This window comes from Stenotrophomonas sp. TWI169 (assembly GCF_039674705.1).
GTDB classification, from domain to species: Bacteria; Pseudomonadota; Gammaproteobacteria; order Xanthomonadales; family Xanthomonadaceae; genus Stenotrophomonas; species Stenotrophomonas maltophilia_P.
Map to the genome: position 1 here is coordinate 147,327 of NZ_JBDJOB010000005.1, position 21,370 is coordinate 168,696.

Below are 21,370 nucleotides of genomic sequence, written 5' to 3' on the forward strand. Positions count from 1 at the left end.
GGGTTTCCTGGGTGTTACCGGAACTGGGCGAGGTAGGCGCGCTGGGTGGCGACCGGGTCCGCTGCGGCGTAGATGCCGCTGACCACGGCCACCAGGTCGGCTCCGGCCTCGATGAGGGGACCGACATTGTCCGGCGTCAGGCCGCCGATCGCCACCCGCGGTACGCCCAGTGCGGCGCTCTGCCGCAGCAGATCGATGTGGGCACGGCTGGTGGTGATCTTGGTGGTGGTCGGAAAGAAGGCGCCGAAGGCCACATAGCTGGCGCCAGCGGCTGCGGCGGCCTCGGCGTTGGCCAGCTGGTCGTAGCAGGAGGCGCCGATGATGGCGTCGGCACCGAGCAGGGCGCGCGCGCTGGCGATGTCGCCGTCGGTACCGCCCAGATGCACGCCGGCTGCGCCCACGGCCCGGGCCAGTACCGGGTCATCATTGACGATCAGCGGCACGCCGTGCTCTGCGCACAGCGCCTGCAGTGCGGTGGCCTGTTCCAGCCGCAGCGCGTCGCTGGCGGTCTTGTTGCGGTACTGCAGCCAGGTGGCGCCGGCGGCCAGCAAGGGCGCGGTGCGGGCCAGCAGGCGTGCGGTGTCGGGCTCATCCGGGGTGATGAGGTAGACGCCACGGGGCGCCGGGGAAGCAGAGGTCATCGATGGCTACCGGTGAGTGGACCGCGATGGGACAATGGCGGCCCGTGAATTCAACCCCGATTATCCGATGAGCGACGCCACCCCCACCACCCTGCGTACCTGGATGTGCGTGGTCTGCGGCTTCCTTTACCACGAGGCCGACGGCCTGCCGGAAGAGGGCATTGCGCCGGGCACGCGCTGGGAAGACATTCCGGACACCTGGACCTGCCCGGACTGCGGCGTCACCAAGGCCGATTTCGAGATGGTCGAGGTCGATTGACGGACGTGGGGCGGGCCGCAGGTCCGCGCACCGACCGCCTCAATGCAGCCGTGGCATCGGCCCGCCCAGATCGATCAGCTTCTCGCGCAGCCACTGCGCGTCGCTGGCCTCGGGATTGCGCTTGAGGTACTGCCCCAGATCGTGCCGGGCTCCCGTCAGGTACTCCAGCTGCAGGTAGGCCAGGCCCCGGTCGCGCAGGGCGTCGTCCTGCTCCGGCGCCAGCTTCAGCAGGCGGTCGGCACTGCGCGCGGCACGGTCCCATTCACCGGCCTCGGCATACACGCCGTGCAGGTTGCGCAGCATCCGCATCAGGATCGCGCGGGACGGTGCCGGATCGAGAATCTGCGCCAGCACCTGGTCGTCGGGCATCTGCCCGCCCAGATGTGACTTTGCGCGCTCCCGCAGTTCGTCCACATCCAGCGGCCGACCGCCGTTGAACGGGTCCATCACCAGGACACCGTCATCCACCGGCAGGCGCACCAGGAAGTGGCCGGGGAAGGACACGCCGTCCAGCGGAATGCCCAGCCGCCGCGCGACCTCCATCTGTACCAGCGCCAGCGAGATCGGATTGCCGAGCCTGCGCTCGAATACCTGGTTGAGATAACTGTTGCGCGGATCGTAATACTCGTCGTGGTCCCCGCTGTAGCCCAGTTCGTCGAACAGGTGGCGATTGATCGCGGCCATTTTCAGCGGACTGCGCTCGATGCTGTCCACTTCGGCGCGAAGGTGGTCGACATGGCTCTGGATCAGCGCGTCGTAGGTGGACGGCTGCAGATCCGGATACTCATCGCGCGCGATCAGCAGCGCGGTCGGCAACAACGGCAGCGCCTCGTCTTCGAGGTCGGCCAGTGCATCCCAGTCGGGGAGTGTGATCCGGTCCGGCATGGTCACAGACTGGCGGCAATCGCAGACGGATTCAAGCGGTGTGGCGTGAAAAATCCAGGGGTCAGATCCCGTCCGCGTGCGAAAGGGATCCGACCCCGACCGGGGTGCCGGCCGGCCGCCGGGCCGCGTGGGCCTACTTCTCGATGCCCGGGCCGAAGGTCAGTTCGGTACCATCCTTCAGCTTGAGCTTCTCGGCCTGGCCGGCGTTGAGTTCCAGCACGTACCGGGCCGGGCCGCCGCTGGGATAGGGCGGGCACATGTCGCCGGCCGAGCAGGGCGGCACGTCGCGCTGCTGGCTCACCAGCCTGCGCTGGCTGTCGAAGTACAGGATGTCCAGCGCGATCTTGGTGTTCTTCATCCAGTACGCCTGCATTTCCTCGCGGTCATGGATGAACAGCATGCCGTGGTCAACGGGCATCTGGTCGCGGAACATCAGCCCGCGTGCGCGGGTCTCATCATTGGTTGCCAGCTCCACGTGGTAGCGGGCGCCGTCCAGTTCGACCCAGTGACGGGCCGCATCGGTGGCACAGCCGGCCAGGGCCAGCAAGGGAAGCATCAGCAGCGAACGCAGCAGCGACATCGTCAGGATCCTTCGCGTGAGGGTCAGAGCACGACCGGCGGTTCGCCGCCGATGATCACCACGTCGGCACGGCGACGGGCAAACAGGCCGACGCAGACCACGCCCGGCAGCTGGTTGAGTTCGCGCTCGAGCTTTTCCGGATCGGTGATCTGCAGGTTGTGGATGTCCAGGATCTGGTTGCCGTTGTCGGTGACCACGCCCTCGCGCCAGGTCGGCTGGCCCCCGGTCATGTCGCGGATCTGCCGGGCCACCAGGCTGCGTGCCATCGGAATCACTTCCACCGGCAGCGGGAACCTGCCCAGCACCGGGACCTGCTTGCTCGGGTCGACGATGCAGACGAAGCGCTCGCTGGCCTCGGCAATGATCTTCTCGCGGGTCAGTGCAGCGCCACCGCCCTTGATCAGGCACTTGCCGGGATCGCACTCGTCGGCGCCGTCGACGTACAGCGACAGGTTGCCGGTGTGGTTCAGCTCGATCACCTCGATCCCGTGCTGCTTCAGGCGCGCGGTGCTCTGTTCCGAGCTGGACACCGCACCCTTGATGCGATGCTGGATGCGCGCCAGCGCATCGATGAAATAGGCGACGGTGGAACCGGTGCCGACACCGACGATCATGCCGTCTTCGACGTACTCGATGGCTTTCTCGGCGGCCAGGCGCTTGGCTTCGGACATGGGAGGAACTCTCAGCAGGGAATCAGGATTTCTTTTCCAGCGACAGCAGCAGCTTCCACTGCGCGGCGGTCACCGGGAACACCGACAGCCGGTTGCCCTTGGCAACCAGCGGGAAGCCCTCGCCGAGCGCTTCGGCGTGCAGCTTGATCTCGTCCAGCGCGATCACCTGCCTGAGCTTGCGGTCGAAGGCCACGTCCACCAGCATCCAGCGCGGGTTCTCGCGCGTGCTTTTCGGGTCGTGGTAGTCGGATCGGGGGTCGAACTGGGTATCGTCCGGGTAGGCCGGGCTGGCGACCGTGGCCAGGCCGACGATGCCGGGGACCTTGGTATTGGAGTGGTAGAACAGGATGCCGTCGCCGACCTGCATGCCATCGCGCATGAAGTTGCGCGCCTGGTAGTTGCGTACCCCGTTCCACGGCTCGACCTTGACCCGGGCCAGGTCATCGATGGAGAAGGCGTCCGGCTCGGACTTCATCAGCCAATAGCGCTTGCGGGCGGTCATGCGTTCACGGGGGCAGCGGAGGGGAACAGGGTGCCGGCTTCGGTGCAGATCGCATCCACCGGCACGTCCCACGACGCCACCGGCAAGGACTCGACCTGCTGCACCGCGAAGGCAGCACCGACCAGCCAGGGCGGCGCCGGCCGGTCGTGGCGGAAGGCGAAGCTGCGATCATACCAGCCGCCCCCCATGCCCAGCCGCCGGCACTGTGTGTCGAAACCCACCAGCGGGGTCACTACCAGCGCCATCTGCGCCGGTTCCAGCGTGTCTTCCACGGCCACGTCCGGTTCCGGAATGCCGTAGCGGTTGCCGGTCAGGGGCTGACCGGGCCGCCAGGGCGCGAAGCGCAGCGTGTCGCCGGCCAGCACCGGCAGGCAGTAGGTGAGTCCATCGGGCAGCTGCAGCTGCCAGCGATGCAGCGCGATCTCACCGTCCAGCGCCCAATAGCCGGCAACGTGGCCGTGAAGCGGCGCAAACGGCAACGCCAGCAGCCCATCGGCAAGGGCATCGGCGGCGGCGATGCGCTCGCTGGCGGAAAGGTCGCGGCGGCGTTGCCGCAGGTCGTGGCGCAGGGCCTGGCGCGGGTCGGTCATGGCAGCGTGCGGCAAGGAACAGCCGTCATTGTGCCGGAAAGAACAAGGGCGACGCCCGAAGACGCCGCCCTTGCTGGAATATTGCATTCTCCGCAATGTCGATGCATGCGAAACGACCTTGAACCCGGGGGCTCAAGTGGGAACGCTGGAGAACCATCGGGCTTCCCGCTACAAGGCGGACCTGCACTCCCGGCGCTGTCGCGCTCCCGGTGTCGTTCTTAAGGGACAAGGCGAATGTTTGCACATGCCGTCGAGTACCGCAGAGAACGCAGGGCCATTATAGCGGCCGGTCCTGATCTGGATAGGCCGTTCGTCGGCAACAGTCCGTGCCAATTCAGAAATGAGAAGACGCGTGTCGCGCGATCTGTCAGGGATTGCCGTCGATGGCGCGGTCCAGCCGCCGGTTCAGGTCGGCCAGCGTCTGCTGCAGGGCCACGGCCTGGCGGGCGTTCTCATCACGCAACAGCTGCAGTTCATGGGCCAGATTCAGTGCCGCCAGGACCGCGATGCGGTCGACCGCCGCCATGCGGTTGCTGCCACGGATCTCGCGCATCCGTGCGTCGAGCAGGCGCGCGGCCGCCATCAGGCTGTCGCGTTCATCGGCACCCACGCCGACGGTGTACTCGCGGTCGAGGATGCGGACGCTGACCGGTTCGGCGCTCATGTGTGCTGCTCCAGGGATTTGAGCCGGCTGATCATCGCTTCCACCCGCGAGCGCGCCTGTTCGTTCTTGGCCAGCAGCGTCGAGCGCTCGGCCACCAGCTGTTCCTGCTGGTGGCGCAGGCTGCGGTTCTCTTCGGCCAGGCGCTGGTTGCGTTCAAGCAACGCTTCCACGCGGGCGGCGAAGTCCTGCAGCTGGGCAAGGGGATCGGCGGGTTCCATGCAGGCACGATAGGCAAGCCGGGTCTGGGCGGTCAAGCGCTGTCGCAGCAGGCCCCGATGGCCACGGGGAGGTCGCTATCGGGTTGCTACACTACAGGGCTCACGGGCGCGCGCGTGCGCGCTCGGGGTTTCCTTCTCCGAACGAGCCGCACGATGACCGAACTTCCCTCCGTCGACGACGTTTCCCGCGCCAGCCAGGACCTGGGCCTGGGCGCCACCGCTGCCGAGCTGCATGGCGGCCTGTGCGGCTGGCTGGCCGCCGGTGGAGCTCCCGGCAACGACTGGCCGGCGCGTGTGCTGGCCGACGACAGCCTGCCGCCGGTGGCGGCCGACAGCGCCCTCGGGCAGTTGTTGCAGGCCACCATCAAGCAGCTGGAGGACCGCGATTTCGCGTTCGAGCTGCTGCTGAGCGACAGCGAGGACGTGGCTGCGCAGGCCGACGCCATGTTCAGCTGGACCCGCGCCTTCCTGGGTGGATTCGGACTGGGCAGTGGCGGCCGTCGTCCGGCCCTGTCCGAAGAGGGCGAAGAGGCGCTGACCGACATGGCCAGCCTGGCGCGTGCGTCCAGCGAGGATTTCGAGGCGGGTGGCGAGGACGACGATGAGGCGCTGTCGGAGATCGAGGAATTCATCCGCGTGGCGGTGCTGCTGCTGCACGGCGATGTGGTGCTGGCCGCGCGCCACCGGCAGCGCCTGAACTGATGGACATCAAGCAGCGCACCGGCATCGCCGCCGGCGAGTACAAGCGTCGTCGCCGGCAGCTGATGGACATGGCCGGCGAAGACGCCATCCTGGTGCTGCCCGCCGCGTCCGAGAAGGTGCGCAGCCTGGATACCCATTACCCGTACCGGCAGGATTCGGACTTCCAGTACCTGAGCGGCTTCCCGGAGCCGGAAGCCGTGCTGGTGCTGATTCCCGGGCGTCGTCACGGCGAGGCGATCCTGTTCTGCCGCGAACGCGATGCCGAGCGCGAGGCCTGGGACGGCAGCCGCGCCGGCCAGGAAGGCGCCGTGGCGCAGTTCGGCATGGACGATGCCTATCCGATCGACGATCTGGACGACATCCTTCCGGGCCTGCTGGAGGGACGCTCGCGCGTCTACTACCACTTCGGCCGTGACGCGGACTTCGACCTGAAGCTGATCGGCTGGGTCAACCGTGTCCGCTCCCAGGTGCGCCACGGTGCGCAGCCGCCGCACGAGTTCCTGGAGCTGGGCCACCTGCTGCATGAGCAGCGCCTGTTCAAGTCCGGCGCGGAGGTGGCGCTGATGCAGCACGCCGCCCAGATCAGCGTGCGTGCGCACCTGGCAGCGATGAAGGCGGCGAAGGCGGGCATCCATGAGTACGAACTGCAGGCCGAACTGGAGCGCGTGTTCCGTGCCAGCGATGCGGTGCCGGCGTACTGCAGCATCGTCGGCGCCGGCCGCAACGGGTGCATCCTGCACTATCGCGACAACAACGGGCGTGCGCGCGACGGCGAGCTGGTGCTGATCGATGCGGGTGCTGAGTACCGTGGCTACGCCAGCGACATCACCCGTACCTTCCCGGTGAACGGGCGCTTCAGCGCCGAGCAGCGCGCGCTGCATGATCTGGTCGGCCAGGCCCAGGCGGCGGCGCTGGCCCAGGCCCGGCCCGGCGTACCCTACGAAGCCGGCCACCTGGCGGCGGTGCAGACGCTGACCGAGGGCCTGCTGCGGCTCGGCCTGCTGAAGGGCACGCTGGAGAAGAATCTTTCCGAAGGCCTGTACCAGCGTTTCTACCGGCACAAGACCGGCCACTGGATCGGGCTGGATGTGCACGACGTGGGCGACTACCGCCTGGCCGGTGACTCGCGGCTGCTGGAGCCGGGCATGGCGTTCACCATCGAGCCGGGCCTGTACATCGGCGTGGACGATACGACGGTGGAGCCGCGCTGGCGTGGCATCGGCATCCGCACCGAGGACGATGTGCTGATCACCGACGATGGCCATCGCGTGCTGACCGAAGGGCTGGCGCGGAGTGCGGACGAGATCGAAGCGGTGATGGCGGGGTAAGGGTTATCGGCAGGGCTTGCAGCCCTGCACCCGCAGACGCAACAGCTGGAGCAACAGCAACAGCGGGCTATCCGTGGGATGGCGGGGCACTGTGGGTTTGCGGGGACGCCGTGAATCCATCCCTGGAGGCTTGGTCGCCGCATCCATGCGGCTCACACCCCGCAAACCCACAGTGCCCCGCCTTCGACAGCTGGCCGGTGGCTGTTGGTGGGTGTCGACCTTGGTCGACACAGAGCGAGCGCAGCGAGCGACCCGCTTTTGCTTTTCTTTCTTCTTTTCCGTGGTTGGATGCGCGCAGAAGACTGTCAGAGGTGGGGCGGGGGGGCATGCAGGGACGTACTTGCAGCGTCCCCTGCATGGCCTACCCGCCCCGCCAAGCGCGCATCACGCATGATGCCAGTCGACTAACAGTCGACTCCACCTGTGAGGCCAACCACGAGGGGCTCAGCCGTTGGCTGCCGCAAACTCCGGTCGCGTCAGGTTGTCCGCTTCGCCATCGGTGCACAGCACTTCGTCCTCGATGCGGATGCCGCCATACGGACGGAAGAAGTCCACGCGCTCCCAGTTGATCGCATCGCCATGGCCGGCGTTCTTGACCTCGTTCAACAGCATGTCGATGAAGTACAGGCCCGGCTCGATGGTCACCACCATCCCCGGTTCCAGCACGCGGGTCAGACGCAGGTAGGGATGACCCGCCGGACGTTCGATCCGGCCGCCTTCGTCGCTGGCGGCGAATCCGGCCACGTCGTGCACCTGCAGGCCGATCAGATGGCCGATGCCGTGCGGGAAGAATGCGGCGCTGACGCCGGTTTCCAGCGCGGTCTGCGGCGATACCCTGATGACGCCGAAGTCCTTCAGAACGCCCATCAGCGACAGATGCGCGTCCACGTGCAGCGTCCTGTAATCAACGCCCGGGCGCACCGCCGCGCACATCTGCTGCTGGGCGGCATCGACGGCAGCGATCATCGCAGCGAATTCGTCGTGGCCGTGCGCCGCGTAGGTACGGGTGATGTCGCTGGCGTAGCCGTGCGCGCTGGCGCCGGCATCGATGAGGAAGCTGCGCAGCGGCTGCGGTGCCTTGCGGCCCAGTTCGGTGTAGTGCAGAACGGCGGCGTGCTCGTTCAACGCCACGATGTTGCCGTAGGGCAGTTCATTGGCGTCCTGGCCCACCGCCTGGCAGTACGCCATGTGGATGCTGAACTCGTCGGCACCGTTGCGGAACGCGGCTTCGGCGGCGCGATGGCCGCGCACGCCCAGCACCTGTGCCTGGCGCATCAGGGCGATCTCGTAGGGCGTCTTGCTGCCACGGTGCCATTCCAGGTAATTCACCACCGCCGGAGGATTGTTCGGCACGTGGCTGCCCAGTGCGCTCTGCGGCTCACCCAGGATCGCGCAGCGCGACGGATCGGCCGGCAGCAACGCCAGCGCTTCATCCGGCGTGCGGATGATGTGGATGTCGAAGTGCTCCACCCACCAGCCGCTCGGCGCGTCCGGCACTACGTGCCAGTAATCGAACGGCTGATGGAAGATCACCACCGGCCGCTTGCCGGGCGTAAACACGATCCAGCTGTTGGGCACGCGCGTCAGCGGCAACCATGCCTTGAACTGCGGATTCACCGCATAGGGATAGTCGCGATCATCAAAAACCTGGTAGTGCAGGGTGCCGCTGGGCACCACGAGGTGATCAAAGCCGCCGCGCGCCAGCGCCTGCTCGGCGCGTCGGCACAGCACGGCCAGGTGATCGGGATACAGGGCGCCGGGGTCTTGCTGGATCATTGCGGTGGCTCGACACGGAAACGGCCCTAGATTCTGCCGCATACCGGCAGAAACCGCTGTGCCGGAACCGGCAGTCAGTCCGTCGAAAGCGGTCCTTCGTCGCTGTCTTCGCCTACCCACTGCCGCAGCAGCTGGCGGTGTTCGCGTGACAGGGTGAGGAACCGGAAGCCCACCCAGCTCTGTCCCGGGGCGTGCGCCGGCTCGCTCCACAACAGGTGCACGCCCACGTCGATGGCTGCCTGCTGGCCATCGCCCAGCGGCAGCGGGAAGCGGAACTGATACAGCGCGTCGTCGCGCAGCGCAGTGCTGGCCAGCATCAGCATGCCGGTTTCGGACACATTGCCAAGGCGACCGACCACGCAGTCGCGCATCTGGTCGGTCACCGGCACCAGGTCCGACACCTGGCGTCGGGGGGCGCGGCGGGTGTCCTGCGGCGGCGTCATGCTCATGCGGGGGTGTCCTGCGGGTTGCGGCCGGCAAGCGCACGCAGGGCGCCCAGGCTGGCCTTCCAGGCGCGGTCGACCAGCCGGCCCTTGTCTTCGGTGACCAGATGCGCACGCCCAGCGCTGATCTGCCGCGCCAGGCTGTCGAGGTCGGTTTCGGCAATCTTCTGCCCGCGCGGATTGACGAACAGCACATGGCCGGTCAGCAGGCTGTACCAGGACAGGCGCTGGCGGCGAAGCGTGCCGTCGCCGTTGTCGATGTCGAACCAGCTGCCGAAGGGCAGGGAGCACAGCTGCTCGTAGGCGGCCTCCTCCGCACTGCTGCGTGGCGCGGCAGGGGCGGACGCACTGCGGCTGTCGGTGTGCTCGCCCAGCCGGGCGCGGGCCTTCAGCCGCGCGCTGAGTTCGGTACGCGACGTGCTGTCGTCCTCGCCCCCGGGCGTGGCCAGGCGACGGGCCACCGCTGAGGCTTCCTCGGCGTGATAGCCCACCTGCAGCAGCGCGGCCTCCACATCGGCGGCCAAGGCGCCATCGGTGCCATCGACGCCGTTGGCGGCGGTTGCAGTAACGGCCGCGATGCGCTCGGTCTGCTGCAGCCGCTCCTGCCACTGGGGCGAGTCCTCGCCATGGCGAAGCCGGGTCAGGGTCAGCGCGTCGGACCAGGCCTGGCGCAGCAGGGTCTGGACGAAGCGCGGCGGCTGCTGCGTGCTGCAGCACTGCTCGATCTGGGCGCTGGCCTGGCGCCGCGCGAGTTCCAGGCGCTCCCTGCCGCGCGCGGCTTCGACGTGGCGGCGTTCGGCCAGTTCGGCGCGATGGGCGGCCGCGCGCTGGTGCTGCTGCACCTCTTCGTTGGCAGCAGCGAAGGCTTCCGGAGTGCGTGCATCCTCGCCGAGCAGGCTCTGCACGCTCTGTGCCATGCGCTGCAGAAACTGCGGATCGACGTCGTCGTCCCCCAGCCAGCGGGCACCGGCTTCGGCGATATGGTTGAGCAGCTCGCGCGCAGGATGCTCGTCGCGTACGAAGAAGCCCGGATCGGCCATCGCTGCACGTGCCAACGGTACCTGCAGGCGCGCCAGCAGGGCGGCGGGCACCGGGTCCGGGCGCTGCTGCTGCTGGATCTGCTGCATCAACAGGCGCAGCAGGTCCAGGTTGTCGCGATCATGGCTGCCGATCTGCGCATGCGGGCCATGCTCGCTGCGCAGCTGCGCGACCACGGCGGCCTGCAGGTCGACCACACCGGTAGCGGCGCTGGCCTGGTTTTGCAGCCTTGCCAATACCGCATCGACGGCAGCAGTCGGTACCGCAGGCGCGTCTGCCGCCGGCGTGGTACGCGCGCGCTGCAGCAGGTCGTGCAGCAGGGTGCCGGTGGCGGTGGTCAGCCCGGGGGTCGCTGCAGCGGATGCGGAACCGGACTGGAAGGCATCCTGCATCAGGGTCGACCAGGAGCCGGCAGGCAGGTTCTCGCCCCAGCCGGTCATGGGGGCCGCCGCGCGCCTGGCTGGCTGCGTGGCACGGCCGCCAGCGACGGACTGGGTGATGATCCGTCGCGTACTCGACGAGCGGGCCAGATACGGGGTGTAGACCAGGCCCGGCAGCACGCCCTGCTGGGCGAGCAGGGCATTGGCCCGATCAAGCAGGTCGCCCAGGCGTTCCAGCACCTGGCGCTCGAAACTGCGATACAGCGCCAGCTGCACCTCTGCCCCGAGGCCATCCTGTTCGGCGACCCTGCGCACCATCGCGCACAGCGCCTGCGGTGCCAGCGGAAGGGTATCGGCTTCGAACGCAGGCGCCGCAGCCAGCACGCCCAGGCGCTGGCCGAGCAGGTTCAGGGCGTTGGCCGAGCGCTGCGTCTCGCGCCGGACCATTTCGGTGAGCAGCAGGTCGCGGTCGACCTCGTGCTCGTCGACCAGCGACAGGCCGATCGTGCCCGGCAGTGCGGGCGGTGGTGCTGCTGCCGTGAAGGCGGTCGGTTCGCGCAGCCGCGCCAGTGCCTCGGCCACCGCATCGAGCATGCGCTCGCTGAAGTGGCCGGCGAAGGCATGCAGTTGGCTACGCTGCGCCATCAGTTCAGCCTGCTGCTGCGGACTGCGCGCGCGGTCGGCATCGTGCAACAGGAGTTGTTCCAGCGCTTCGACGGTCAGGATCAGCGGCGCGGTCAGTGCCTGCCGGCACAGGCCGGTCAACGCCCCCAGCAGTTCACGTACCCGCGGTGGCAGGTCGGTGCTGGCCAGGCGGGCAGCGTCGGTGGCGGAGAGGGAGAAGACAGCTGACATCGGCGTGCGGTACCCGGATTCCCGCGGAGCGATCCTGTGAATCTACCGTGTCGGCCGAGGCCGGCGCTACTTTAGGCTGAATGCGCACGCTGCACGCCGGGCATGGCCCGGCGCTACCGCATGCTGGCCGCTGGGTGGCGCCGGGCCATGCCCGGCGGATGCGACGGCATGCTGGCCGGTGGGTAGCGCCGGGCGATGCCCGGCGGATGCGACGGGGCGCTCATTCGTCCAGGAACAGGCTCACCACATCATTGGTGAAACGGCGGCCCAGTTCGGTCGGGCGGACCTGGCCATCGGCCGTCTCCAGCCAGCCGCGCTGCACGGCCTCGGCCAGCGGTGCGTCGAGCACGCTGCGCGGCAGGCCGGTGCGCGATTCAAAATCACGCAGGCTGAAGCCCTCGTGCAGGCGCAGCAGGTTGAGCATGTACTCGAACGGAAGCCGCGCGGGCGTGATCACGTCATCGCCACCGAACGACGCCGGGGTGCCAGCGCTGTCCAGGTAGGCCTGCGGATGCTTGAGCTTCCAGCGCCGCAGCACGTGCTCTTCGGCGCCGGAACTGATCTTGCCGTGTGCACCGGCGCCGATGCCCAGGTAATCGCCGAAGCGCCAGTAGTTCAGATTGTGCGCGCTCTGCCGGCCGGGGCGCGCGTAGGCGCTGACCTCGTACTGGCCGAAGCCGGCCTGCGCCAGCAGCGCCTGGCAGTGTTCCTGCATGTCCCAGGCGTTGTCTTCATCGGGAATGCCCTGCGGCGGGCGCGCGAAGAACACCGTGTTCGGTTCCAGGGTCAGCTGGTAGTGCGAGATGTGCGCCGGCTGCAGTGCAAAGGCGCGCTCGAGGTCCGATTCGGCACCGGCCAGCGTCTGCTCGGGCAGTGCGTACATCAGGTCGATGTTGAAGTTGTCGTACCCCGCATCCTGGGCCATCTTCACCGCACGCTCGGCTTCGCCACTGTCGTGGATGCGGCCCAGCCGCTTCAGCGCGGCGTCGTCGAAGCTCTGGATGCCGAAGCTCAGGCGGTTCACGCCGGCCGCGCGGTAGCGGTCGAAGCGGCCATGCTCGGCGGTGCCGGGATTGGTTTCCAGCGTGATCTCGGCGTTCGGCGCGAAGCGCAGGCGGGCGCTGGCCTGCTGCAGGAAGCGATCGATCGCCTCCGGCGGGAACAGGCTGGGCGTGCCACCACCGAAGAACACGCTGTGCACCACCCGGCCCCAGACCAGCGGCAGGTCCTGGTCCAGGTCGCGCAGCAGAGCATCGATGTAGGCCTCGAACGGCAGCTCGCCCTTGGCCTGGTGCGAGTTGAAATCGCAGTACGGGCATTTGCGCACGCACCACGGCAGGTGCACGTACAACGACAGTGGCGGTGGCACCAGTCGCGGTGGGCTGTCGTGGTCAGCGGAGCAGGCTTCGCCGGGCAGGTGGTTGCAGTGGTCGTGGGCGTGCGGCATGGGCTTCATCGGTAGTGCCGGCCGTTGGCCGGCTTCCCTGGCTCGATCGGATGGCTTCAGTACAGCGTCGCCAGCTGCTGCTTGAGCTGCTGCAGGGCAATGGCACGGTGGCTGATGGCGTTCTTCAGGGCTGGCTCCATTTCCGCGGCGGTCAGGCCGTGGGTGGTGTCCAGGAATACCGGGTTGTAGCCAAAACCGTTCGTGCCACGCAGTTCGCGGATGATCTGCCCTTCCCAGCGGCCCTCGCAGATCAGCGGTTGCGGGTCGGTGGCGTGGCGCAGCAGCACGATCACCGCATAGAAGCGGGCGCTGCGCTGGCCATCGGGGATGTCGGCCATCGCGTCCAGCAGCTTGGCGTTGTTGGCGGCGGCATTGGTCGGGTGGCCGGCATAGCGCGCGCTGTACAGGCCGGGTGCGCCGCCGAGCGCATCGACGATCAGCCCCGAATCATCCGCCAGCGCCGGCAGGCCGGTCGCTTCGCAGGCCGCGCGCGCCTTCAGCAGCGCGTTCTCGACGAAGGTCAGGCCGGTCTCGTCGACGTCGCCCAGGCCCAGTTCGGCGGCCGAGGTGATCTGCAGCGGCAGGTCGGCAAGGATCTCCTGCATCTCCACCAGCTTGCCGGCGTTGTGGCTGGCCAGTACCAGTTTCTTCATTGACGGGGCTCCAGCAGGTCCCAGGTGTTGCCATACAGATCGCGGAAGACCGCGACCGTTGCATAGGGTTCTTCGCGCGGCGATTCCAGGAACTCCACCCCGGCGGCCAGCATCGCCGCATGGTCGCGGTGGAAGTCGTCGGTGTTGAGGAAGAACGCAACGCGCCCACCGGTCTGGTTGCCGATGCGGCTGCGCTGTTCCTCGTCACTGGCGCGCGCCAGCAGCAGGGCGGCGGCGCTGCCGTCGGTCGGTCCGACCACGACCCATCGCTTGTGGCCCTGGTCGATGTCCTCCAGCAGTGCGAAGCCGAGCTTGCCGGTGTACCAGGCGATGGCCTCGTCATAGTCGGCCACCACCAGGGTGGTCAGGGCAAGGCGCCGGTTCATGCCGACAGCGCCGCCTGCTGTGCGGCCAGCAGTTCGTTCACGCCCTTTTCGGCCAGTCCCAGCAGCGCGTCCAGTTCATCGCGGCGGAAGGCATGGCCTTCGGCAGTGCCCTGCAGCTCGATGAAGCCACCGCCATCGTTCATCACCACGTTCATGTCGGTGTCGCAGTCGCTGTCTTCGGCATAGTCCAGGTCCAGCACCGGAGTGCCGCGGTAAACGCCCACCGACACCGCTGCCACCGCACCCAGGATCGGGTTGCGCTTGATCTCGCCGCGCTTGATCAGCACGTTCACGGCGTCGACCAGGGCCACGTAGGCACCGGTGATGGCCGCGGTGCGGGTGCCGCCGTCGGCCTGCAGCACGTCGCAGTCCAGGGTGATGGTGCGTTCGCCGAGGGCATTGCGGTCCACGCAGGCGCGCAGGCTGCGGCCGATCAGGCGCTGGATCTCCAGCGTGCGGCCGCCCTGCTTGCCACGCGCCGCTTCACGGTCGCTGCGGGTGTGGGTGGCGCGCGGCAACATGCCGTACTCGGCGGTCACCCAGCCTTCGCCCTTGCCGCGCAGGAAGCCCGGAACCCGGTTCTCGACGCTGGCCGTGCACAGCACGCGGGTTTCACCGAAGCACACCAGTACCGAGCCTTCGGCGTGGCGGGTGAAGCCGCGTTGGATGACGACCGGACGGAGCTGGTCGGGCTGGCGGCCACTGGGGCGGGAATCGGACATGATGCGGGTTCCGTAAGGGCGGGGAGTACGCCGCCATGCCCGCGACCTTCACGGGGCGGGCAGGGGGGCTCTGGTGAGGGCGCTAGGGTACCATTCCCCCTTTGCACGCACCGGACACATTCCATGATTCGAAGCATGACCGCCTACGCGGGTGGCGAGCGGGTCACCCCGTGGGGCACGCTGGGCTGCGAGCTGCGCTCGGTCAACCACCGCTTCCTGGAGGTCGGCACCCGCCTGCCTGAAGAGCTGCGGGCATTGGAGCCGCAGCTGCGCGAGCGCATCGCCGCGCGCCTGAGCCGCGGCAAGCTGGATCTGGTGCTGCGACTGCGTGCGCCGGACGCGGCGGGGAATCTGCAGGTCGATGAGGCCCTGCTGGGCCAGCTCGGGCATCTGGCCCACCGCCTGACGTCGGATTTTCCCAACCTGCAGGTGAGCTTCACCGATCTGCTGCAGCTGCCGGGCGTGACCCGGGGCGAGGCCACCGATGCGGCGGCCCTGCAGGTCGAGGCGCTGGCCTTGCTGGATCAGGTGCTGGACGGATTCGTCGAAGCCCGCGAGCGCGAGGGCGGCAAGCTCGCCGCGGCCATTGCCGAGCGCGTGGATGGCATCGAGCGCATCGCGGGTGACGTCCGCACGCTGATTCCCGCCATCCGTGATGGCCAGCGTGCCAAGCTGGCTGCGCGCCTGGCCGATCTGCCGCATCCGGTCGATCCCGGCCGCGCCGAGCAGGAGCTGGTGCTGTGGCTGCAGAAGCTGGATGTGGATGAGGAGCTGGACCGCCTGTCGAGCCACATCGTCGAGATCCGCCGCGTGCTCACGCAGCGCGAGCCGGTCGGCCGCCGCCTGGACTTCCTGCTGCAGGAGTTCAATCGTGAAGCCAACACGCTGGGCTCGAAGTCGGTGGACAGCCGCACGTCCAATGCCGCAGTCGAGCTGAAGGTGCTGATCGACCAGATCCGCGAGCAGGTGCAGAACATCGAGTGATGCTGCGGGGCGCCTTCGGGCGCCCTCATCGTTTCAGCGCACGCTGACGCCGGCAGGCCCCGCCAGCAGGTGGCCGATCACCGCGGCCTGGGCAAACCCGGCGCCGGCAAAAACGGCATTCACCGCATCCACGGCGTCCGCTGCGCAGGATACGAGCAGGCCGCCGCTGGTCTGCGGGTCGGTCAGCAGTGGCTGCCAGTGGGCGGCCACGCCTTCGGCGAAATGCACCTGGCCGCCATACGAGGCCCAGTTGCGGTTGGATGCGCCGGTAACGCAGCCACGTTGCAGCAGGTCCAGGGTCTGCGGCAGCAGAGGCACCTGTGTGCTGTCCACCTCGGCGGCGACCCCGCTGGCACGGCACACCTCCAGCAGATGGCCGAGCAGGCCGAAGCCGGTGACGTCGGTCATGGCATGCACGCCGTCCAGCGCGGCAAGGGGCAGGCCCACGCTGTTCAGGCGGGTGGTCGACTCGACCATCTGCCGGTAGCCCTCGGCATTCAGCACTTCTTTCTTCAGCGCCGACGAATACACGCCCACGCCCAATGGCTTGCCCAGCACCAGCACATCGCCGGCGCGGGCATCGGCATTGCGCTTGAGCCGCTGCGGATCCAGCACGCCGATCGCGGCCAGGCCATAGATCGGCTCCACCGAGTCGATGCTGTGGCCCCCGGCCACCACGATGCCGGCGTCGGCACAGGCACGTTCGCCGCCCTGCAGGATGCCGCGGATCGTGTCCTGTGGCAGCGTATTGATGGGCATGCCGACGATGGCCAGTGCGAACAGCGGCCGCGCGCCCATCGCATACAGGTCCGACAGCGCATTGGTGGCGGCGATGCGGCCGAAGTCGAACGGGTCATCGACGATCGGCATGAAAAAGTCGGTGGTGGCGACGATCGCCTGGCGATCATCAAGCCGGTAGACCGCGGCATCGTCACTGGTCTCGCGGCCGACCAGCAGTTCGGCCGGCGCAGGGAACGCCGGGGTGCCCCGCAGCAGTTCGGCCAGCACGCCGGGTGCGATCTTGCAGCCACAACCGCCGCCGTGGGCCAGCGAAGTCAATCGCTGCGGAGCCTCGGCCGACGGGGGAAGTGGGGACTGCACATGCGAGGCCATGCCGGCATCTCCTGCAGGAACACGAATGGCGGAAGGCAGCAGGAGTCGAACCTACCAGGGAGCGATCGACGCCCCCTGCTGGGTTTGAAGCCCAGCCGCATGCCCGGATGCGCATGCCTTCCGAAGGTACGGCGGTACCGGTGCAGTCATCCGTGGGCGGTGTTCCATTGCAGGTCGCCGCGCGGCCGATGCTGGTCACCGACGCGTCGAGTGTAGCCAACGCGATTGAAGAACTCCAAGATCTGGATGCTGCGCTTGCGGCCCAGGCCGATGGCATCGCGGAATGCTGCCGCGTCCACCATGCCCGTTGCCTGTGACAGCCGGGCGACCGTTGCCGCCAGCGCGTCGATGCGGGCCGGTGCGTAGAACAGGTCCGGCACCACTTGGAACAGCTCGCCGCGCGCGGCGGCGCGGCGCAGGACCGCACGCATCTCCTCCTCGGCGAAGCCGAGATCGGCCGCAAGCGTGCGCACCCAGGGCGGATCGAAACCACCGGCATCCAGACGCGGGAGCACGCGTTCGAGAAGCGCGCGCTCGCGTTCCGGCGGCGCATGGTCGTGGCCTGGCAGCCGCCACCACGCGCCCACGCGCTGCAACGCGCCATCGTCGAACAGGTCCTGCAGCAGTGCGTTCCAGAGACTGGTCGAGAGCGCGGGCAGGGTGCTGCGCTGCAGGCGCCCGCTGTCGACACCGGGCTCGTCCGGCCGTCGCTCGTGCCAGTCATGCAGCGAGCGGATCACCTGTTCGCGCAGCGCCTGCCAGTGCGAGGCGAGGATGATCACCGTGTCCTCGCGGGTGGCGATGCGCCGGGCATCTGCAGGGAGATCGATCTGTGCGGCCTCACGCCGGCAGTAGCGTTGCAGGGCGGCCAGCGCGATGCCGGCCGGTGCCTGCTGCAGCAGCGGCCCGACGCCGGCGCCGGCCGCGAGCTGTTCAAGGGCTGCCAACCACGCCCGGCGTGCCGGGCTGCGCCGACGTCGTTGCGGTGGATCGGGATCGAGCACGGTGCCGCCGCCCAGCGTATGCGCTGCAGCCGAATCGCGGGCGATGAAGCGGTCGCCGCACATCGCGCAGACCGGGGCATCGAACACCAGCTGCACCAGCTGGCCGTTGCCACTGTCTTCATCCTCCAGCAGCACCACATGGGCCTGCCGGTGCATCGTGCCCCAGTGGATGTGCAGCGGTGTCCAGTCGCGCAGGGGCCGCACCTGTGCCGCAAGGCGAAGGCGTACGTCGACCCGGGTGGTGGCCTGCAGCGCGCGCGGATCGGCGATCCAGTCGCCGCGGGTGATGCCGTCGCGGGCGATGGCGGCCAGGTTCAGGGCACAGCGCTGTCCCGCGGCAGCCTGTCCACTGGCCTGGTTCTGCGCATGGATGCTGCGGATGCGCACGTCGATGGCGGTCGGCATCAACTGCAGATGCGCGCCGACCGCGGCCACGCCGCCCTGTACCGCGCCGGTGACCAGTGTGCCGTGACCGGCCAGCGAGAACACGCGATCCACCGGCATGCGGAACAGCTCGCTGCGGCGCTGGGCCGTCCGGCGGCTGTCGTTAGCGGCGGCCCACGCATGCAGGTGGGCGCGCAGCGCATGGATGCCGGCATCCGCGCTGTCGGTGCTGTTGCAGGCGAATACCGCAGACCCCTGCAGCGGTGTACCGGCCAGCAGGGCAACGATCTCCGCTTCTGCCTCGGCAATGCGCGCCGCATCCACACGGTCGATCTTGGTCAATGCCACTGCAGCGCGGTCCACACCCAGCAGCTGCAGGATCGACAGATGCTCACGGGTCTGCGGCATCACGCCGTCATCGGCGGCGATCACCAGCAGCGCCACATCGATGCCGGTGGCACCGGCCACCATCGTGTGCACGAAGCGCTCGTGACCCGGCACATCGACGAAGCCCAGCATCGCCGGAGGCCCCTCTGCGCGTGCGGCCTCCACCGGCACATAGGCATACCCCAGTTCTATGGAGATGCCGCGCGCGCGCTCTTCCTGCAGGCGATCGGTTTCGATGCCGGTCAGTGCCCGCACCAGGCTGGTCTTGCCATGGTCGATATGCCCGGCGGTACCGACGATCATGCCTGCAGCGCGCTCCACTGGGCGAGGAAAGCAGCCTCATCCCCGTACTCAAGCCCGCGCAGATCAAGCCACAGCGCATCCTCGGCAATGCGCCCGAGCACCGGCCGTGGCAGGCCGCGCAGGCGCTTGGCCAGACGGTCCAACCCGGCAGCTGCAGCGACGCGGATGCGCAGGCCGGCGCTGGCCAGTTGCGCCTGTGGCTGCGCGCCACTGCCGACCTGGCTGTACATCGGCACCGCTTCAACCGCGTAATGCGCGGCCAGCGCCTGCTGCACGGAAGGCAGCAGGCGCTGTGCCTGCGCATGGATGTCTCCCTGTTCGCGGGACAGCGTGCGCAGGGTCGGCAGCCGCTGCGGCAGCAGTTCCGGTTCGCGGTACAGCGCCAGTACCGCTTCCAGCGCGGCCAGGCCCATCTTGTCCATACGCAGGGCGCGCTTGAGCGGATTGCGGTTGATGCGTGCGATGAGGTCGGCGCGGCCGGCAATGATCCCGGCCTGCGGTCCACCGAGCAGCTTGTCGCCGCTGAACGAGACCAGGTCGGCGCCCGCCGCCAGCGCTTCCTGCACTGTAGGTTCGCGCGGCAGACCGTGGGCAGACAGGTCGCACAGGCTGCCACTGCCAAGGTCCACCGCCAGTGGCAGCCCGTGCCCGTGCGCGATCGATGCCATCCGTGCAGTGTCGACCTTGGCAGTGAAGCCGGTGATGGCGTAGTTGCTGGCGTGCACTTCCATCAGCAGCGCGGTGCGCGTGCCGATGGCGCTGTCGAAGTCGGCCGGATGGGTGCGGTTGGTGGTGCCCACTTCGCGCAGCCGCGCACCGGCGCTGCGCATTACATCGGGAATGCGGAAGGCGCCGCCGATTTCCACCAGTTCGCCCCGCGACACGACTACCTCGCGGCGATTGGCCAGGCTGTTGAGCAGCAACAGGACTGCTGCTGCGTTGTTGTTGACCACGGTCGCTGCTTCGGCGCCGGTCAGTTCGCAGACCAGTGCCCGCACGCGCGCATCGCGGTCGCCTCGACGGCCCAGGGCGATGTCGAATTCCAGATCCACCGGCGCAGTCATTGCGCGGGTCACTGCGCGTACCGCGGCGTCCGGCAACAGCGCGCGGCCGAGATTCGTATGCAGCACCGTGCCGGTGAGGTTGAATACCGGCTGCAGATCCAGGCGTGCATCGGCTGCCAGCGCCGACTGCAGGGCCGCGACCACGCCGGGTTCCGCGACGGCCCGCTGCAGCTGTTCCGGTGACAGCTGGCCGCAGCCGCTGCGCTCGCGCAACCCCTGCACGTGCTCGCGCAGCAGATGGGCGATGCGGCTGCGGCCGTGGTCCCTGATCAGCGTCGACAACGCCGGCAGGCGCAGCAGGCGGTCCAGCGAGGGCAGGGCACTGGCCGGGGCGGTGGGTGCGTGCACGCGAGGCATCGGTTCAGTCGCCGTCGGACTGCCAGAGCAGCGGATTCTGGCTGGCGCGCATGTAGCCTTCCTCGCCCAGCAACAGATCCAGCGCCAGCGTGCCGAGGTCGTCGGCGACCGGCTCCAGCGCCGGATCCTTCTCCAGATACAGAATCTTGCGGTAGCTGTGGCAGTGATCGCAGGTCTCGGCGCGGATCGCGCCTTCACGCACCACCTCGCCTGCATCGCCATCGACCTCGGCCAGCGCGCGATAGGCGATGTCCTTGCCGGCCGCGCCGCATTGGCTGCACTGCACGCGCACGTAGTGCCACTGGCAGGCGCACAGCGAGCACGACAGATAGCGGTAGGAGGCGTAGGGTGGGCGCGCCTGCACCACACTGGCCACCGGCAACGAGCCGCACAGCGGGCACAGCCCGGGTGCATCGGCAAGCGGTTTCAGGTCGGTGGGGCGGAAGCTGGCCGCGAGTACGGCCCAGTACACCTGCAGCGCGTTCATCACCAGCAGGGCAGCGACCGCGTCCAGCGACGGTGCGTCGTCGCGCTCCAGCACCGCATGCGCCTGTGCATCCAGCCAGGCGTCAGCGGCCGCGGCAACCCGTTGCAGTTCCTGTCGGGTCTCCGCAGGCAGCCCGGCTTCATCGGCGCAGTGCCGGCACAGCGCGCGCAACCAGTCGCGCCATCGGCCATCAAGCTGAAGTGTGTTGGCGGGCCGCAATGGCATGCCGGCGCTGGCCGCCGCGCTCGACTTCTGCGCGCGGGCCTGCGCCTGCAGCGCTTCGCGTTGCTGCGGCGTCAGTTCGTCCAGCAGCGCCTGTTGTGCATCGGCCAGTGCCGCCAGCAGCTGCAGGTAGCCACCGATGGCACTGCGTCCGGCCAGGCTGCGCAGCCGGTCCGCACGTCCGCCGAACAGCGAGGCGGCATCCGGCAGGATGATGCGCGGGACATCGCGCGAGGCCAGCGTCTCGATCTCACCGGGTTCAAGGATGCGTTGCACCATGCGGGGCCAGCCGGAAGAACCAGCCTCCATCCTCGCCGTTGTCGAC

General features: G+C 68.6%; 23 protein-coding genes, 1 tRNA gene and 1 other RNA gene. 4 read left to right on the forward strand and 21 right to left on the reverse strand.

Annotation, left to right across the window (positions count from 1 at the left end; genetic code table 11):
* Positions 1-14: 14 nt before the first annotated feature.
* Entirely contained in the window at positions 15-641 is a 627-nt protein-coding gene (thiE, locus tag ABE543_RS05875) for a thiamine phosphate synthase (protein ID WP_111186788.1), read from the reverse strand.
* Between the two features lie 34 nt (positions 642-675).
* Between thiE and ABE543_RS05880 the strand changes: the two genes are divergently transcribed.
* Entirely contained in the window at positions 676-900 is a 225-nt protein-coding gene (locus ABE543_RS05880; protein ID WP_053519835.1) for a rubredoxin, read from the forward strand.
* A gap of 39 nt (positions 901-939) precedes the next feature.
* On the opposite strand, the gene ABE543_RS05885 is transcribed toward ABE543_RS05880, so the two are convergent.
* The 8 genes from ABE543_RS05885 to ABE543_RS05920 all read right to left on the reverse strand — a co-directional run bounded on the left by ABE543_RS05885 (position 940) and on the right by ABE543_RS05920 (position 5,010).
* Complete coding sequence (locus tag ABE543_RS05885; protein WP_053519834.1) at positions 940-1,785, reverse strand: SirB1 family protein; 846 nt, start codon at positions 1,783-1,785, stop codon at positions 940-942.
* Positions 1,786-1,918: 133 nt separating this feature from the next.
* Positions 1,919-2,365, reverse strand: coding sequence for a DUF192 domain-containing protein (locus ABE543_RS05890; protein WP_053519833.1), 447 nt, complete (start codon positions 2,363-2,365; stop codon positions 1,919-1,921).
* Positions 2,366-2,388: 23 nt separating this feature from the next.
* On the reverse strand, positions 2,389-3,036 hold the full coding sequence (gene rpiA, locus ABE543_RS05895) for a ribose-5-phosphate isomerase RpiA (RefSeq protein ID WP_065175077.1): 648 nt from the start codon (positions 3,034-3,036) through the stop codon (positions 2,389-2,391).
* Positions 3,037-3,058: 22 nt separating this feature from the next.
* Positions 3,059-3,538: an EVE domain-containing protein gene (locus ABE543_RS05900; protein WP_111186787.1), complete on the reverse strand. Its 480-nt coding sequence runs from the start codon at positions 3,536-3,538 to the stop codon at positions 3,059-3,061.
* Positions 3,535-4,128 carry a 5-formyltetrahydrofolate cyclo-ligase gene (locus tag ABE543_RS05905; RefSeq protein WP_053519830.1) on the reverse strand — a complete coding sequence of 198 codons (594 nt, stop codon included), beginning with the start codon at positions 4,126-4,128 and terminating at the stop codon, positions 3,535-3,537. The genes ABE543_RS05900 and ABE543_RS05905 overlap by 4 nt, the downstream gene beginning before the upstream one ends.
* 83 nt (positions 4,129-4,211) lie before the next feature.
* Positions 4,212-4,397, reverse strand: a non-coding RNA gene (gene ssrS, locus ABE543_RS05910) — 6S RNA.
* A 98-nt stretch (positions 4,398-4,495) separates the two neighbouring features.
* Positions 4,496-4,792 (reverse strand): cell division protein ZapA, encoded by a 297-nt coding sequence (locus tag ABE543_RS05915; protein WP_053519829.1) that lies wholly within the window; start codon positions 4,790-4,792, stop codon positions 4,496-4,498.
* On the reverse strand, positions 4,789-5,010 hold the full coding sequence (locus tag ABE543_RS05920; RefSeq protein WP_005410898.1) for a TIGR02449 family protein: 222 nt from the start codon (positions 5,008-5,010) through the stop codon (positions 4,789-4,791). The genes ABE543_RS05915 and ABE543_RS05920 overlap by 4 nt, the downstream gene beginning before the upstream one ends.
* Positions 5,011-5,163: 153 nt before the next feature.
* Here ABE543_RS05920 and ABE543_RS05925 point away from each other — a divergent pair, with 153 nt between their 5' ends.
* Both ABE543_RS05925 and ABE543_RS05930 read left to right on the forward strand, forming a co-directional pair.
* Positions 5,164-5,712, forward strand: coding sequence for a UPF0149 family protein (locus tag ABE543_RS05925; RefSeq protein WP_053519828.1), 549 nt, complete (start codon positions 5,164-5,166; stop codon positions 5,710-5,712).
* A 5-nt stretch (positions 5,713-5,717) separates the two neighbouring features.
* Positions 5,718-7,040, forward strand: a complete 1,323-nt coding sequence (locus ABE543_RS05930; protein WP_111186809.1) for an aminopeptidase P N-terminal domain-containing protein — start codon at positions 5,718-5,720, stop codon at positions 7,038-7,040.
* Positions 7,041-7,484: 444 nt separating this feature from the next.
* Here ABE543_RS05930 and pepQ read toward each other — a convergent pair whose 3' ends face one another.
* The 7 genes from pepQ to rph form a co-directional block, all read right to left on the reverse strand.
* On the reverse strand, positions 7,485-8,816 hold the full coding sequence (gene pepQ / locus ABE543_RS05935) for a Xaa-Pro dipeptidase (protein ID WP_346475426.1): 1,332 nt from the start codon (positions 8,814-8,816) through the stop codon (positions 7,485-7,487).
* A gap of 74 nt (positions 8,817-8,890) precedes the next feature.
* Entirely contained in the window at positions 8,891-9,265 is a 375-nt protein-coding gene (locus ABE543_RS05940; protein ID WP_065175725.1) for a PilZ domain-containing protein, read from the reverse strand.
* Positions 9,262-11,532, reverse strand: a complete 2,271-nt coding sequence (locus tag ABE543_RS05945; protein ID WP_065181688.1) for a DUF1631 family protein — start codon at positions 11,530-11,532, stop codon at positions 9,262-9,264. The genes ABE543_RS05940 and ABE543_RS05945 overlap by 4 nt, the downstream gene beginning before the upstream one ends.
* A gap of 220 nt (positions 11,533-11,752) precedes the next feature.
* Entirely contained in the window at positions 11,753-12,979 is a 1,227-nt protein-coding gene (gene hemW / locus ABE543_RS05950) for a radical SAM family heme chaperone HemW (protein ID WP_111186808.1), read from the reverse strand.
* A gap of 56 nt (positions 12,980-13,035) precedes the next feature.
* A complete protein-coding gene (gene rdgB / locus ABE543_RS05955) occupies positions 13,036-13,632 on the reverse strand; it encodes an RdgB/HAM1 family non-canonical purine NTP pyrophosphatase (RefSeq protein WP_053519467.1) in 597 nt (198 codons plus the stop codon).
* A complete protein-coding gene (locus tag ABE543_RS05960) occupies positions 13,629-14,018 on the reverse strand; it encodes a VOC family protein (RefSeq protein WP_074899697.1) in 390 nt (129 codons plus the stop codon). Before ABE543_RS05960 ends, rdgB begins: the two co-directional genes overlap by 4 nt.
* A complete protein-coding gene (gene rph / locus ABE543_RS05965; protein WP_053519465.1) occupies positions 14,015-14,740 on the reverse strand; it encodes a ribonuclease PH in 726 nt (241 codons plus the stop codon). The genes ABE543_RS05960 and rph overlap by 4 nt, the downstream gene beginning before the upstream one ends.
* A 123-nt stretch (positions 14,741-14,863) precedes the next feature.
* Between rph and ABE543_RS05970 the strand changes: the two genes are divergently transcribed.
* Positions 14,864-15,724: a YicC/YloC family endoribonuclease gene (locus ABE543_RS05970; RefSeq protein ID WP_053519464.1), complete on the forward strand. Its 861-nt coding sequence runs from the start codon at positions 14,864-14,866 to the stop codon at positions 15,722-15,724.
* 33 nt (positions 15,725-15,757) lie between these two features.
* Here ABE543_RS05970 and selD read toward each other — a convergent pair whose 3' ends face one another.
* The 5 genes from selD to fdhE all read right to left on the reverse strand — a co-directional run bounded on the left by selD (position 15,758) and on the right by fdhE (position 21,324).
* Positions 15,758-16,837: a selenide, water dikinase SelD gene (gene selD / locus ABE543_RS05975; RefSeq protein WP_111186784.1), complete on the reverse strand. Its 1,080-nt coding sequence runs from the start codon at positions 16,835-16,837 to the stop codon at positions 15,758-15,760.
* 26 nt (positions 16,838-16,863) lie between these two features.
* A tRNA-Sec gene (locus tag ABE543_RS05980) sits at positions 16,864-16,959 on the reverse strand.
* A 24-nt stretch (positions 16,960-16,983) separates the two neighbouring features.
* On the reverse strand, positions 16,984-18,915 hold the full coding sequence (gene selB, locus ABE543_RS05985) for a selenocysteine-specific translation elongation factor (protein ID WP_346475427.1): 1,932 nt from the start codon (positions 18,913-18,915) through the stop codon (positions 16,984-16,986).
* Positions 18,912-20,327 carry an L-seryl-tRNA(Sec) selenium transferase gene (gene selA, locus ABE543_RS05990; protein ID WP_319637193.1) on the reverse strand — a complete coding sequence of 472 codons (1,416 nt, stop codon included), beginning with the start codon at positions 20,325-20,327 and terminating at the stop codon, positions 18,912-18,914. The genes selB and selA overlap by 4 nt, the downstream gene beginning before the upstream one ends.
* 13 nt (positions 20,328-20,340) lie before the next feature.
* Positions 20,341-21,324: a formate dehydrogenase accessory protein FdhE gene (gene fdhE / locus ABE543_RS05995; RefSeq protein ID WP_346475428.1), complete on the reverse strand. Its 984-nt coding sequence runs from the start codon at positions 21,322-21,324 to the stop codon at positions 20,341-20,343.
* Positions 21,325-21,370 lie beyond the last annotated feature (46 nt).

What these genes read in the sequence shown, in the direction of transcription:
- ABE543_RS05890 (WP_053519833.1), bottom strand. Translation starts at nt 2,365, where the DNA reads ATGTCGCTGCTGCGTTCGCTGCTGATGCTTCCCTTGCTGGCCCTGGCC.
- ABE543_RS05925 (WP_053519828.1), top strand. Translation starts at nt 5,164, where the DNA reads ATGACCGAACTTCCCTCCGTCGACGACGTTTCCCGCGCCAGCCAGGAC.
- rdgB (WP_053519467.1), bottom strand. Translation starts at nt 13,632, where the DNA reads ATGAAGAAACTGGTACTGGCCAGCCACAACGCCGGCAAGCTGGTGGAG.
- ABE543_RS05970 (WP_053519464.1), top strand. Translation starts at nt 14,864, where the DNA reads ATGATTCGAAGCATGACCGCCTACGCGGGTGGCGAGCGGGTCACCCCG.
- rpiA (WP_065175077.1), bottom strand. Translation starts at nt 3,036, where the DNA reads ATGTCCGAAGCCAAGCGCCTGGCCGCCGAGAAAGCCATCGAGTACGTC.
- selB (WP_346475427.1), bottom strand. Translation starts at nt 18,915, where the DNA reads ATGATCGTCGGTACCGCCGGGCATATCGACCATGGCAAGACCAGCCTG.
- ABE543_RS05945 (WP_065181688.1), bottom strand. Translation starts at nt 11,532, where the DNA reads ATGTCAGCTGTCTTCTCCCTCTCCGCCACCGACGCTGCCCGCCTGGCC.
- ABE543_RS05915 (WP_053519829.1), bottom strand. Translation starts at nt 4,792, where the DNA reads ATGAGCGCCGAACCGGTCAGCGTCCGCATCCTCGACCGCGAGTACACC.
- ABE543_RS05880 (WP_053519835.1), top strand. Translation starts at nt 676, where the DNA reads ATGGCGGCCCGTGAATTCAACCCCGATTATCCGATGAGCGACGCCACC.
- pepQ (WP_346475426.1), bottom strand. Translation starts at nt 8,816, where the DNA reads ATGATCCAGCAAGACCCCGGCGCCCTGTATCCCGATCACCTGGCCGTG.
- ABE543_RS05960 (WP_074899697.1), bottom strand. Translation starts at nt 14,018, where the DNA reads ATGAACCGGCGCCTTGCCCTGACCACCCTGGTGGTGGCCGACTATGAC.
- ABE543_RS05900 (WP_111186787.1), bottom strand. Translation starts at nt 3,538, where the DNA reads ATGACCGCCCGCAAGCGCTATTGGCTGATGAAGTCCGAGCCGGACGCC.
- ABE543_RS05940 (WP_065175725.1), bottom strand. Translation starts at nt 9,265, where the DNA reads ATGAGCATGACGCCGCCGCAGGACACCCGCCGCGCCCCCCGACGCCAG.
- ABE543_RS05905 (WP_053519830.1), bottom strand. Translation starts at nt 4,128, where the DNA reads ATGACCGACCCGCGCCAGGCCCTGCGCCACGACCTGCGGCAACGCCGC.
- ABE543_RS05920 (WP_005410898.1), bottom strand. Translation starts at nt 5,010, where the DNA reads ATGGAACCCGCCGATCCCCTTGCCCAGCTGCAGGACTTCGCCGCCCGC.
- rph (WP_053519465.1), bottom strand. Translation starts at nt 14,740, where the DNA reads ATGTCCGATTCCCGCCCCAGTGGCCGCCAGCCCGACCAGCTCCGTCCG.
- thiE (WP_111186788.1), bottom strand. Translation starts at nt 641, where the DNA reads ATGACCTCTGCTTCCCCGGCGCCCCGTGGCGTCTACCTCATCACCCCG.
- ABE543_RS05885 (WP_053519834.1), bottom strand. Translation starts at nt 1,785, where the DNA reads ATGCCGGACCGGATCACACTCCCCGACTGGGATGCACTGGCCGACCTC.
- selD (WP_111186784.1), bottom strand. Translation starts at nt 16,837, where the DNA reads ATGGCCTCGCATGTGCAGTCCCCACTTCCCCCGTCGGCCGAGGCTCCG.
- hemW (WP_111186808.1), bottom strand. Translation starts at nt 12,979, where the DNA reads ATGCCGCACGCCCACGACCACTGCAACCACCTGCCCGGCGAAGCCTGC.
- fdhE (WP_346475428.1), bottom strand. Translation starts at nt 21,324, where the DNA reads ATGGTGCAACGCATCCTTGAACCCGGTGAGATCGAGACGCTGGCCTCG.